Origin of the sequence: Telluria mixta, from assembly GCF_029223865.1 — a bacterium.
In the GTDB taxonomy this organism is placed as follows: domain Bacteria; phylum Pseudomonadota; class Gammaproteobacteria; order Burkholderiales; family Burkholderiaceae_D; genus Telluria; species Telluria mixta.
In genome coordinates, this window is sequence record NZ_CP119520.1 from 2,181,309 (window position 1) to 2,195,173 (window position 13,865).

Below are 13,865 nucleotides of genomic sequence, written 5' to 3' on the forward strand. Positions count from 1 at the left end.
CGAAGTCGACGGAAACCATCGTACTGGGGCTGGCACAACATTAAAATAGCACTGATAGCAAACTATCTTTGCATTTTTGATGTACATATGTCGGCAGGCCGATAGGCACCGGCGCCCGGATGCCGTAACATGTCGGGTTCGATAACTCATCGGCGCTTTGGCCGACGACGAACGATGTCCCTGTTGCCCGATTTCGAAGGTCTCGCGATGTTCGCCAAGGTGGCCGAGGAACGCTCGTTCGCCGGCGCGGCGCGTGCGCTGGGCGTGTCGGTGGCGACGGTGTCGCGGGCCGTCGCACGGCTCGAGGAGCGGCTCGGGGCGAGACTCCTCAACCGCACGTCGCGCCAGCTGGCGCTGACGGAATTCGGCCGCACCATCGCGGACAGCGCCTTGAAGATCTATCGCGAAGCGGAAGAGGCGGAAGGCGCCGCGCGCGAGATGTCGGCGCGGCCGCGCGGGGTCGTGCGGCTGGCCGTGCCGATGTCGTTCGGACTGCGCTGGGTGGCGCCGCTGCTGCCCGCGTTCTTTCGTGAATACCCCGACGTGCAGATCGACCTTCACTTGTCCGATGCCACCGTCGACCTCGTGGGGCAGGGCTTCGATGCCGCCCTGCGCATCGCCGTGCTGCCCGATTCCTCGCTAGTGGCGCGCAAGCTATGTCCCGTGGCACAGATCGTCGTCGCCTCGCCCGAATATCTGAGAACGCGGGGGACGCCACGCCATCCTTCCGAACTCGTGGATCATCCGTGCCTCGGCTACACGTATCGCGCCCGCATCGACGTGTGGCGCTTCACCAACGCAGACGGCGAAGAAATTGCCATCAAGCCGGAGGGGCCGCTCCGAGTGACGAATGCGGATGCGTTGTTGCCGACCGTGCTGGACGGCCTTGCGATTGCCGAGTTCCCGGAATTTATTGCGGCAGATCATGTGCGCGCCGGGCGGCTTATCCCCATACTGGAGGACTGGCACATGGCACGCGGCGGTCTGTATTTCGTCACGCCATCGGCACGCGCGCGGCCAGCCAAGGTGGAGGCCCTGGCCGAGTTCTTTGTGAAGCACCTGAGCGCGCCGGACTGGCGCCTCGTGTCTTGACGCAATGGAGCAAAAAAATGCGTGAGGGGGGCTGGCAAAGCGGGGCGGCAGAGTGTAACTTCTACTCTTTTCGTCTCGTAAAGTTTTGCCCGCTACGTGCGATCCCTAACAAAGCTGTTCGGTTCGCATGACGGATAATAGGAATTGTTGTTTTTTCAAATTAAAGACTCGTGAGACCCATGCACACAGTTGATTTTCATCGCGACGACACCAGCGACGCACCGCCGGCTCGAGCACCCGCACGCGCTCCGGCCCTGCCCGCACCGGTGTTAAGCTGGCTGCAAAGGGTCGAGGCGGCAGCACATCCCCAGCCGAAGCTGACCGCGGAAGTCACTGACCCCAAGGCCGTCCAGTACAAATTCGTTTATGTCATGGCCCCGACCAGTGGCGGCCGCCACGTCGCGGTCTGCCTGTGCAAGGCGCGCCTGCGCCCGAACGGGGACGTGGCCGCGGCGAGCCCGGTGAGCGAAGTGTTCTCGCTGCTGTCGGCGCCCCCTAGCTACCTCGAAGGCGAGGACGAGGACCTGGTCCGTTTCTTCATCGCCATGCGCAGCGGCTCGAACCAGAGCACGAGCGCGACCGAGCCCAAGGGCAAAGTCGGCGCCATCCTGCTGCAGCAACTGCTCGCGCAAGGAAAACTGCTGTGGGCGAACTCGTGGTCCGACATGACCAATGGCCTGCTGTATCCGCTGCAGGCCGGTCCCGTGCGCAAGGCCAATCTCACGTGGCGCGACGAAGGCCGTGCGGCCAAGCTCGGCTGGTCGGTGGAACCGGCCAAAGGCGCCACGCACCCGGGCGCCGACCTCGTCGACTACATGCTGCCGACGGATCCGCCGTGGTACATCGACAACCTGTCGTGCGGCCCGCTGGACCTGAACCGCGGCGGCATCGACATCTCGCTGGCCGACCTGCAGGCGCTCGTGTCGCAGGCACCGCCTCTGGCCGGCAACGACAAGAAACGCGTGTCGCAACTGCTGCTGGCGCATGGCCTGCAACAGCTGATGCCGCTGCCGCAGCCGCTCACGCAGCGCATCCGCACGGACGTGAAACCGCAGCCGCACCTGCTGCTCGACGCCATCCCCCAGGCTGAAGGCAATGGCCAGCGCTGGCAGGATTTCGCCGTGCTGTCGTTCGACTACGACGGCCAGCGCATCTCGTTCGACCCGGCCCAGCGCGTCGTGCGCCAGATCGGCGACGTCACCGAAGTGATCGAGCGCGACGAAGCGCTGGAAGCGGCCGCGCTGGACTCCCTCCACAAGCTGGGCTTCCGCAAGCCGGCCACGGCGCCGTTGTCGGCCCTGTCCGGTGCGCTGCTGCTCGATGGTCAGGCGCACTGGCTGCGCTTTGCCGAGAACGACCTCGACGCGCTGTCCGACCTCGGCTGGCACGTGCAGAAGTCGCCGAAATACCGCTACGACGTCGTGCCGGTCGAAGACTGGTATGCCGACATCGACGAACCGCCCGAAGCCGGCAACGCCTGGTTCGAGCTGGAGCTGGGCATCGTCGTCAACCGCAAGCGCGTGCCGCTGCTGCCCGTCCTCGTGCAACTCATCCGCACGGCGCCGCTGGACTTCAATCCGGACGTGCTGGCCGCCCATGCCGAGGCCGACCAGATGCTGGCGACCCTGCCGGACGGCGTGCGCGTGGCGCTGCCGTGGGGCCGTGTGAAGCCCATCCTGTCGACGCTGGGCGAGCTGTATTTCAACGACAAGATCAAGGATAAAGTCCGGCTGTCGACGCTGGATGCGGCGCGCCTGGAAGAACTCGCCAAAGGCACCGAGCTGAACTGGACGGGCGGCGAGCGCCTGCGCGAAACGGGCCGCAAGCTGAGCCAGTTCGGCAAGGTGAAAAAAGTCGACGCGCCGAAAGGCCTGCAGGCGACCTTGCGCGACTACCAGCTCGACGGTCTCGCGTGGATGCAATTCCTGCGCGAATACGACCTGGGCGGTATCCTCGCCGACGACATGGGTCTCGGTAAAACCGTGCAGACGATCGCCCACATCCTGACGGAAAAGGAAGCGGGCCGCCTCACGAACCCGGCGCTGGTCATCGCGCCGACGAGCCTCATGATGAACTGGATGGAAGAAGCGGCGCGCTTCGCCCCGGACCTGAAGGTGCTCCTGCTGCAGGGCAAGGAGCGCATGGACCTTTTCGACCAGATCGATGGCGCCGACATCGTGCTGACCACGTACGCGCTGCTGCCGCGCGACGAGGAAAAGCTGCGCGAGCACGAGTACCACCTCGTGATCCTGGACGAGTCGCACTACATCAAGAACACCCGCTCGAAGGCGGCGCAGACGGCCGGCTCGCTGAACGCGCGCCACCGCCTGTGCCTGTCCGGCACGCCGCTGGAAAACCACCTGGGCGAGCTGTGGTCGCAATTCCACTTCCTGCTGCCGGGCCTGCTCGGCGACGAGAAGACGTTCAACACGCAATTCCGCCATCCGATCGAGCGCCAGGACGACCCGGTGCGCCGCATGCTGCTGAACCGCCGCATCAAGCCGTTCCTGCTGCGCCGCACGAAGGACAACGTGGCGAAAGAGCTGCCGGAAAAGACGGAGATGATCCGCCGCATCGAGATCACGGGTCCGCAGCGCGACCTGTACGAGACCGTGCGCCTGGCGATGGACAAGAAGGTGCGCGAAGAGATCGACCGCAAGGGCGTGGCGCGCAGCCAGATCGTCATCCTGGAAGCGCTGTTGAAACTGCGCCAGGTCTGCTGCGACCCGCGCCTGGTGAAGGCGATGCCGGGCAAGAAGAACACGGCGGCCGTGTCGGCCAAATTGACGGACCTGATGCAGATGGTCGACGACCTGCTGGGCGAAGGCCGCAAGATCCTCGTGTTCTCGCAGTTCACGAGCATGCTGGGCCTGATCGAGGAAGAACTCGACGCGCGCAAGATCCCATACGCGATCCTCACCGGCGAGACGCGCGACCGTTCCGCGCAGGTGGCCGCGTTCCAGCAGGGCGCCGTGCCGATCTTCCTGATCAGCCTCAAGGCCGGCGGCGTGGGCCTGAACCTGACCGCGGCCGACACGGTCATCCACTACGACCCGTGGTGGAACCCGGCGGCCGAAAACCAGGCGACGGACCGTGCGTGGCGCATCGGGCAGGACAAACCGGTGTTCGTCTATAAACTGATCGCGAAGGGCACGCTGGAAGAAAAAATCCAGCTGCTGCAGCAAAAGAAATCCGAGCTGGCGGCGTCGATCCTGGCTGAAGGCGAGTCGCAGAAGATGGCGCTCACGCAGGAAGACCTGCAGGCGATCTTCGCGCCGTTGGACGAATAAGCGCGGCAGTATCGTGGTCAAGAGGGCAAGCCGAAGCGGCTTGCCCTTTTTTTATTTGCATATGCATATATCGCTTATCTCGAAATTCTGCGTGTTTGACGCAACGGCGATGCCTGCTCGTCTATGCAAAGCGTTATATCGGGCACTATACTTATTGTCTGGAATCATTCTCATTTAGGCCTCTCATGACGCGCAGCGCTTCCGTCTCGACGGACATCTCCACGGCGGACGCCTTTCGCACGATTGCCGAGCTGGGCGGTGACCTCGCGTTCATCTTCGATTGCGCCACGGGCGTGCCGGCGTATGTCAGCCCCGGTGTCGACGACATGCTCGGCTATTCGATCGCCGACATCCGCGCGCAGATGGAGCGGGGCGGCGACGGCCCGCTGGCGGCCTTGTGCGCCGGCCTGCCGGAGCGCCTGCGCCGGTTTGCCGCCGGCGACGGTTCGCGCCTGCGCGTGATGCGCGAGTTCGACCTGCGCCGGCCGGACGGGAGCGAGGTGGCCGTCGAGGTGATTTCGACCCTGGCGCTGGACGACGCCGGCCAGCCGCGGGCGCTGCTGGGCCTCGTGCGCGACGTGTCCGCGCGGCGCGAGCGGGAGCGCGAGAGAAAGCGGTTTGCCAGCATGCTGAACCACGAATTCCGCACGCCGCTGTCGACGATCGACGGCGCGATCCAGCGGCTGGAGTCCCTGGGCACGAAGGCCGACGAGGCGACGCGCGAGCGCTATCGCAAGATCGCCGCCGCGACGGATCGCCTGATCGCGATGCTGGACGACTATCTGTCCCCCGAGCGCATGGCCGCGCTCGGCGGCCAGCGCCGCGAGAACAAGGTGGGGCCGAAGCTGCTGCTGGAAGAACTGGTGGCGCAGGCGCGCGCGGCCGGGCGTCCCGTGACCCTGGCGGCCGGCGACCTGCCCGCCGCGCTGCGGGGCGAACCGTCCGGCCTGCGGCTGGCGCTCAAGGTGTTATTGGACAATGCTCTGCGCTATACACCGGCCGGCACCGCGCTGCATGCGGCGGGACGGCCGGTCGATGGCGGCGTCGAACTGGCGCTGCGCGACGAAGGACATGGCGTGCCGCCGGACGACGTCGCGCGCATCTTCGACAAGGGCTACCGCGGCGCGAATGCGGAAGGTGTCGCGGGCAGCGGCCTGGGGCTGTACATGGCCCGGTCCGTGGTCGAAGTGCATGGCGGCACTTTGACATATGCATGTCCTCCAGAGGGCGGCGCCGAGTTCAGGCTATGGCTGCCGGCACAGGCAAGCGGGGCAAAAAGTCTTGCTTCCGGAATGACCAGCAGTGATAATCGGAATGGCGACCGGGGTTAGCCGCCCGACAACGAAGCCGGGAATACGAAACAAGGAATTGGCAAAACCCATGACGCAAATATTGATTGTTGAAGACAATGGCGAATACGCAGGCGATATGGCCGACTTCCTCAAGGAACTCGGCCACGAGGTCACGATCGCGACCACCGCCAGCGATATGTGGGCCGCGCTGACGCGCACGCCGGCCGCCGTGGTCGTGCTCGACCTGGGCCTGCCCGACGAGGATGGATTCAATGTGATTCCACGGATGCGCCAGCTGTATCCCGAGATCGGGCTGCTGGTGCTGACGGGCCGCGTGGCCTTCGACAACCGCATCCTCGGCCTGCGCCTCGGCGCCGACCACTATCTCACCAAGCCGATCAAGTTCCCGGAACTGGCCGCCCACATCGAAGCGCTGGACCGCCGCGTGCGGCCGTCGTCCGAGCCGGCGCCTGCGCCGAGCAAGTGGACCCTGCGCGTCTCGGCCCGCCAGCTCGAGCTGATGGGCAAGGTGATCGACCTGACGGAAAAAGAGTGCAACTTCCTGCACCTGCTGACCATCAACACCCGGCCCGTCCCGCGCCAGGTGATCGTGGCCGGCATGGGCGGCGACGATCCGGATGCCAGCCGTCGCGTCGACATGCTCGTCTACCGTCTGCGCAAGAAGGCCCGCACCGGCCTCGGCCAGGACCTGCCGCTGCGCAGCGCCTACGGCGAAGGCTACAGCCTGTCCGCCGGCTTTACGCTCGCCTGACTAATTGGGGACAGAGTGGGGCGGTTGCGTTAGAATGACGCCATGGCCCGCCAACCCCGACTGATCCTGCCGAAGCAGCCGCACCTGATCATCCAGCGCGGCAACGACAACCAGGTCATCTTCCGCGACGACGAAGACTATCGCCGTTTCCTGGACTACCTGCGCGAGAGCGCGAAGTTCTACCGCGTGGCCATCCACGCCTATGTCCTGATGCCGAACCACCTCCATCTGCTGGCGACGCCGTCCGACGAGGACGGCCTCGCGGCGATGATGCAGAAAGTGGGGCGATTATATGTTCCCTGGTTCAACAACAAGTATGGCCGCTCGGGCACGCTGTTCCAGGGCCGCTTCCGCACGTCCGTGATCGATCCGGACGCGTATTTCCTTGCCTGCATCCGCTACATCGAGCTGAACCCGTTGCGCAGCCAGCTCGCGTTCGATCTGCTCGACTATCCGTGGTCGAGCTATGCGCATCACGCCGGCGTGCGGCCGGATCCGCTCATCACCGACCATGCCAAGTACTGGGAACTCGGCAATACGCCATTCCAGCGCGAAGCGGCGTTCATCGAACTGGTGCAGCAGGGGATGTCGGGGCAGGAGCTGGACACGATCAATGCCGCCGTGCTGAAAGGGGCGCCGCTGGGGTCGCATGCGTTCAAGGTCGCGCTGGAGCACCAGACCAAGCGGCAGATTTTGCCGGCCAAGCGGGGGAGGCCGTTCAAGGTGAAGGCTGCGGAATAGGTTTTGTGCGCAGCGTCATTGCAACAAATACACAAGGGAGGTCGTTGCCTCCCTTTTTTGTACCTCGTCATTCCCGCGAAAGCGGGAATCCATACTGCGTATCCTGGGCCAGCTCAGCATGGTTTCCCGCTTTCGCGGGAACGACGGTTTTTCGGATAACTATATGATTTTATTGGTGGGATAGGCGAAATGCACGCCTTATAGCACTATGTCCCCATTTAATTTACGACTAAAAAACTCGGCATTTAATTCGACTCCGACCCTAATTATTGCTATTGATGTTTACCGAAGTCTGCTCTATCCTCGACTTTCAATATCTTCAAAATGCTGCGGAGCCCCCATGATTGCCCAAGGTTTGTACGATCCCGCCAATGAACACGACGCCTGTGGCGTCGGTTTCGTCGCCCATATCAAGGGCAACAAGAGCCACTCCATTATTGAACAGGGTCTGTTGATCCTGAAGAACCTGGACCACCGGGGCGCCGTCGGTGCCGATGCCCTGATGGGCGACGGCGCGGGTATCCTGATCCAGATCCCCGACCAGTTCTACCGCGACGAGATGGCCAAGCAGGGCGTCGAACTGCCGCCGCCGGGCGAATATGGCGTCGGCATGATCTTCCTGCCGAAGGAACACGCTTCGCGCATCGCCTGCGAACAGGAAATCGAGCGCGCCGTGCGCGCCGAAGGCCAGGTCGTGCTGGGCTGGCGCAACGTGCCGGTGGACGACACGATGCCGATGTCGCCGACCGTCCGCGCGAAAGAGCCGGTCATCCGCCAGATCTTCATCGGCCGCGGCCCGGACGTCATGGTCACGGACGCGCTCGAGCGCAAGCTGTACGTCATCCGCAAATCGTCGGGCCACGCGATCCAGGCCCTGAAACTCATCCACGGCAAGGAATTCTTCGTGCCGTCGATGTCCGCGCGTACCGTGGTCTACAAAGGCCTGCTGCTGGCGGACCAGGTCGGCGTGTACTACAAGGACCTGCAGGATCCGCGCTGCGTCTCGGCCCTGGCCATGGTGCACCAGCGCTTCTCGACGAACACGTTCCCGGAGTGGCCGCTGGCCCACCCGTACCGCCTGCTCGCGCACAACGGCGAGATCAACACCGTCAAGGGCAACTTCAACTGGACCCGCGCCCGCGAAGGCGTCATGAAGTCGGCCGTGCTGGGTGACGACCTGAACAAACTGTTCCCGCTGATCTATGAAGGCCAGTCGGACACCGCCTGCTTCGACAACGCGCTCGAACTGCTGGTCATGGCCGGCTACCCGATCGCCCAGGCGATGATGATGATGATCCCGGAAGCCTGGGAAAACCACGCGACGATGGACGAGAACCGCCGCGCGTTCTACGAATACCACGCCGCGATGATGGAACCGTGGGACGGCCCGGCCGCCATGGCCTTCACCGACGGCCGCCACATCGGCGGTACGCTGGACCGTAACGGCCTGCGTCCGGCCCGCTACATCGTCACGGACGACGACCTGGTCGTCATGGCCTCGGAATCGGGCACGCTGCCGATCCCGGAATCGCGCATCGTCAAGAAATGGCGCCTGCAGCCGGGCAAGATGTTCCTCATCGACCTGGAAGCCGGCCGCATCATCGACGACAAGGAACTGAAAGACACCTACTCGAACGCCAAGCCCTATAAGGCATGGATCAAGTCGGTGCGCATCAAGCTGAACGAAATCAAGCTGTCGGAAAGCCAGCTGTCGCAGAACCGCGCGAAAGACGCGCAGGGTGAGAAGGCTGCCATTTCGCTGCTGGACCGCCAGCAGGCATTCGGCTACACCCAGGAAGACCTGAAGTTCCTGATGGCCCCGATGGCCGTGCTGGGCGAAGAAGCCACCGGCTCGATGGGTAACGACTCGCCGCTGGCCGTCATGTCGAACAAGCTGAAGCCGCTGTACTCGTACTTCAAGCAGCTGTTCGCCCAGGTCACGAACCCGCCGATCGACCCGATCCGCGAAGCGATGGTGATGTCGCTCGTGTCGTTCATCGGTCCGAAGCCGAACCTGCTGGACACGAACAACGTCAACCCGCCGATGCGCCTCGAAGTGTCGCAGCCGGTGATCGGTTTCGACGACATGGCCCGCCTGCGCAACATCAGCCTGCACACCGGCGGCAAGTTCAAGTCGTATGAACTGAACATCTGCTACCCGGTCTCGTGGGGCAAGGAAGGCATCGAAGCGTCGCTGGCCTCGCTGTGCGCGGAAGCCGTGGACGCCGTCAAGTCGGGCCACAACATCCTGATCGTCTCGGACCGCAACCTCAACGTCGACCAGGTCGCGATCCCCGCGCTGCTGGCGACGTCCGCGATCCACCAGCACCTCGTCCAGCGCGGCCTGCGCGCGTCGACGGGTCTCGTGGTCGAAACCGGTTCGTGCCGCGAAACGCACCACTTCGCGCTGCTGGCCGGCTACGGCGCGGAAGCCGTGCACCCGTACCTGGCGCTGGAAACGCTGGTCGACCTGGCGCACACGCTGCCGCACGAGATGGCTGCAGATAAAGCCATCTACAATTACACCAAGGCGGTCGGCAAGGGCCTCATGAAGGTGATGTCGAAGATGGGCATCTCGACCTACATGTCGTACTGCGGCGCCCAGATCTTCGAAGCCATCGGCCTGAACAAGTCGCTGGTCGACAAATACTTCCGCGGCACGTCGTCGACGGTGGAAGGCATCGGCCTGTTCGAAGTGGCCGAGGAAGCCCTGCGCCTGCACGGCCTGGCCTTCGGCAAGGACCCGATCCTGGAGCATTCGCTGGACGTCGGCGGCGAGTACGCCTACCGCGTGCGCGGCGAAGACCACCTGTGGACGCCGGACGCGATCGCCAAGCTGCAGCACTCGACCCGTGCCAACAACTACAGCACCTATAAAGAGTACGCGCAGATCATCAACGACCAGAGCCGCCGTCACCTGACCCTGCGCGGCCTGTTCGAGTTCAAGATCGATCCGACCAAGGCGATCCCGCTGGACGAAGTGGAGCCGGCGAAGGAAATCGTCAAGCGCTTCGCCACCGGCGCGATGTCGCTGGGCTCGATCTCGACCGAAGCGCACGCCACCCTGGCCATCGCCATGAACCGCATCGGCGGCAAGTCGAACACCGGTGAAGGCGGTGAAGATCCGGCACGCTACATGGGCGAGTTCAAGGGCATCAAGATCGCCAAGGGCGAGACCCTGGCCTCGATCCTGGGCAAGGACCGCGTCGTCGCGGACATCCCGCTGGTCGAAGGCGATTCGCTGCGTTCGAAGATCAAGCAGGTGGCATCGGGCCGCTTCGGTGTGACCGCCGAATACCTGGCCTCCGCCGACCAGATCCAGATCAAGATGGCGCAGGGCGCCAAGCCGGGCGAAGGCGGCCAGCTGCCGGGCCACAAGGTGTCCGAGTACATCGCGTCGCTGCGCTTCTCGGTGCCGGGCGTGGGCCTGATCTCGCCGCCGCCGCACCACGACATCTATTCGATCGAAGACCTGGCGCAGCTGATCCACGACCTCAAGAACGTGAACCCGCACGCGTCGATCTCCGTGAAGCTGGTGTCGGAAGTCGGTATCGGTACGGTCGCCGCCGGTGTGTCGAAGGCGAAGGCCGACCACGTCGTCGTCGCCGGCCATGACGGCGGTACGGGTGCATCGCCGCTGTCGTCGGTGAAGCACGCCGGCACGCCTTGGGAACTGGGCCTCGCCGAGACCCAGCAGACCCTCGTGCTGAACGGCCTGCGCAGCCGTATCCGCGTCCAGGCCGACGGCCAGATGCGTACCGGCCGCGACGTCGTCATCGCCGCCCTGCTGGGCGCGGACGAAATCGGCTTCGCGACGGCACCGCTGGTCGTCGAAGGCTGCATCATGATGCGTAAGTGCCACCTGAACACCTGCCCGGTGGGCGTGGCCACCCAGGATCCGGAACTGCGCGCCAAGTTCTCGGGCAAGCCGGAACACGTCGTGAACTACTTCTTCTTCGTCGCCGAAGAAGCGCGCCAGATCATGGCCCAGCTGGGCATCCGCACGTTCGACGAGCTGATCGGCCGTGCCGACCTGCTGGACAAGTCGAAGGCCGTCGGCCACTGGAAGGCACAGGGCCTGGACTTCTCGAACATCTTCTACCAGCCGAAGGTCGACGACAAACGCCAGCTGCTGCACACGGACGGCCAGGACCACGGCCTGGACAAGGCCCTGGACCACAAGCTGATCGCGCAGGCCAAGGCCGCGCTGGAGAAGGGCGAGCGCGTCTCGTTCATCTCGCCGGTGAAGAACGTCAACCGCACGGTCGGCGCGATGCTGTCGGGCGAAGTCGCCAAGCGCTACGGCCATGCCGGCCTGCCGGACGACACGATCCACATCCAGCTGCAGGGCACCGCGGGCCAGTCGGCCGGCGCGTTCCTGGCACACGGCATCACGCTGGACCTGGTCGGCGAAGGCAACGACTATGTCGGTAAAGGCCTGTCGGGCGGCCGCATCATCGTGCGTCCGAACACGGAATTCCGTGGCTGGGCCGTCGACAACATCATCGTCGGCAACACGGTGCTGTACGGTGCGATCGCCGGCGAAGCGTTCCTGAACGGCGTGGCCGGCGAGCGTTTCGCGGTGCGTAACTCGGGTGCGACGGCCATCGTCGAAGGCGTGGGCGACCACGGCTGCGAATACATGACGGGCGGTACCGTCGTCGTGCTGGGCGACACCGGCCGCAACTTCGCGGCGGGCATGTCGGGCGGCGTGGCGTATGTCTACGATCCGAAGGGCGACTTCGAGCAGAAGTGCAACACCGCGATGGTGGCACTGGAGCGCGTGCTGTCGACCAAGGAACAGAGCGACAAGTCGAGCTGGCACGCACAGACCCGCAACGGCGAGCGCGAGTCGGACGAAGCGATCCTGAAGCGCCTGATCGAGCGTCACTTCAAGCACACCGGTTCGACCCGTGCACGCAACCTGCTGGACGACTGGGCCAACAGCCGCGGCAAGTTCGTCAAGGTCTTCCCGACCGAGTACAAGCGCGCACTGGAAGAGATGCACAACAGCAGCATGGAAGAAGCCAACGACAAGATCGAAATGGCTGCCTGATGCGCACCGGCGGGCGCCCCACGCGTCCGCCGCATCTCTCTAGACCGAATAGAACACGATAGGAATACAAATGGGTAAGATCACCGGCTTCATGGAATTTCAGCGCCAGGAAGAAGACCACCTGGAACCCGCTGCCCGCCTCAAGAACTATAAAGAATTCACGATCACCCTGACCGACGCGCAAGCCAAGGTCCAGGGTGCGCGCTGCATGGATTGCGGCATCCCCTTCTGCAACACCGGCTGCCCCGTCAACAACCAGATCCCGGACTGGAACGACCTGGTCTACCACGGCAACTACCGCTACGCCGTCGACAACCTGCATTCGACGAACAACTTCCCGGAATTCACGGGCCGCATCTGCCCGGCACCATGCGAAGCCGCCTGCACGCTGGGCATCAACAATGAGCCGGTCGGCATCAAGTCGATCGAGCGCAAGATCGCCGACGCCGGCTGGGAACACGGCTGGATCGTCCCGCAACCGGCTGCCGTCAAGACCGGCAAGAAGGTCGCCATCATCGGTTCCGGCCCCGCGGGCATGGCCGCCGCCCAGCAGCTGGGCCGCGCCGGCCACGACGTGACGGTGTTCGAGAAGAACGACCGCGTCGGCGGCCTGCTGCGCTACGGCATCCCCGACTTCAAGATGGAGAAGGACCTGATCGACCGTCGCGTCGAGCAGATGAAGGCCGAAGGCGTGACCTTCCGCACCAGCGTCCTGATCGGCAAGGATTTCCCGACCACCGTCAGCAACATGGCGCGCGAAACCATCTTCCCAGAAGACCTGGTCAAGGATTACGACGCCGTCGTCATGGCCGGCGGCGCCGAGGCACCGCGCGACCTGCCGGTCCCGGGCCGCGACCTGAAGGGCGTGCACTTCGCGATGGACTTCCTGCCGCAGCAGAACCGCGTGAACGCCGGCGATAAAGTGAAAGACCAGATCAAGGCCACGGGCAAGCACGTGATCGTGATCGGCGGCGGCGATACCGGCTCCGACTGCGTGGGCACGTCGAACCGCCACGGCGCCGCATCGGTGACCCAGTTCGAACTGATGCCGATGCCGCCGGAACAGGAAAACAAGCCGCTCGTGTGGCCGTACTGGCCGACCAAGCTGCGCACCTCGTCGTCGCACGAAGAAGGCTGCGAGCGCGACTTCGCCGTCGCCACCAAGCGCTTCGAAGGCAAGGGCGGCAAGGTCGACAAGGTCATCGCCTGCCGCGTCGAGTGGAAAGACGGCAAGATGGTCGAAGTGGCCGGCTCGGAATTCGAACTGAAGGCCGACCTCGTGCTGCTGGCGATGGGATTCGTCTCGCCGGTGCAGCAGGTGCTGGACGCGTTCGGCGTGCAGAAGGATGCCCGCGGCAACGCGCGCGCCACGACCGATGGCGATGTCTGCTACCAGACGTCGGTGCCGAAGGTCTTCACCGCCGGCGACATGCGCCGCGGCCAGTCGCTCGTCGTGTGGGCGATCCGCGAAGGCCGCCAGTGCGCCCGCGCCGTCGATGAATTCCTGATGGGTTCGTCGGTGTTGCCGCGCTGAGCCAAGCGTCGCCGCAACAGAATGGACGGCCCGGGTGCGCAACCCGGGCCGTTTTTTTTCGCCGTGAGAATTCGCGCAACTGTTGCGC

Annotated in this window: 7 protein-coding genes; all 7 read left to right on the forward strand. The window is 64.4% G+C overall.

Features of this window, described 5'->3' with window-relative positions; translation table 11 throughout:
• The first annotated feature begins 174 nt into the window (after positions 1–174).
• The 7 genes from P0M04_RS09745 (at position 175) to P0M04_RS09775 (ending at position 13,777) form a co-directional block, all read left to right on the forward strand.
• Positions 175–1,092 carry a LysR family transcriptional regulator gene (locus P0M04_RS09745; protein WP_259451914.1) on the forward strand — a complete coding sequence of 306 codons (918 nt, stop codon included), beginning with the start codon at positions 175–177 and terminating at the stop codon, positions 1,090–1,092.
• A 179-nt stretch (positions 1,093–1,271) separates the two neighbouring features.
• Positions 1,272–4,382 carry a DEAD/DEAH box helicase gene (locus tag P0M04_RS09750; protein WP_259451915.1) on the forward strand — a complete coding sequence of 1,037 codons (3,111 nt, stop codon included), beginning with the start codon at positions 1,272–1,274 and terminating at the stop codon, positions 4,380–4,382.
• 185 nt (positions 4,383–4,567) lie between these two features.
• Entirely contained in the window at positions 4,568–5,713 is a 1,146-nt protein-coding gene (locus tag P0M04_RS09755; protein ID WP_259451916.1) for a PAS domain-containing sensor histidine kinase, read from the forward strand.
• A 49-nt stretch (positions 5,714–5,762) separates the two neighbouring features.
• Entirely contained in the window at positions 5,763–6,446 is a 684-nt protein-coding gene (locus P0M04_RS09760) for a response regulator transcription factor (RefSeq protein ID WP_036233341.1), read from the forward strand.
• Positions 6,447–6,488: 42 nt separating this feature from the next.
• Positions 6,489–7,187 (forward strand): transposase, encoded by a 699-nt coding sequence (locus tag P0M04_RS09765; RefSeq protein ID WP_259451917.1) that lies wholly within the window; start codon positions 6,489–6,491, stop codon positions 7,185–7,187.
• A 340-nt stretch (positions 7,188–7,527) separates the two neighbouring features.
• On the forward strand, positions 7,528–12,243 hold the full coding sequence (locus tag P0M04_RS09770) for a glutamate synthase-related protein (protein ID WP_259451918.1): 4,716 nt from the start codon (positions 7,528–7,530) through the stop codon (positions 12,241–12,243).
• Between the two features lie 70 nt (positions 12,244–12,313).
• Positions 12,314–13,777 (forward strand): glutamate synthase subunit beta, encoded by a 1,464-nt coding sequence (locus tag P0M04_RS09775; protein ID WP_259451919.1) that lies wholly within the window; start codon positions 12,314–12,316, stop codon positions 13,775–13,777.
• Positions 13,778–13,865: the final 88 nt, after the last annotated feature.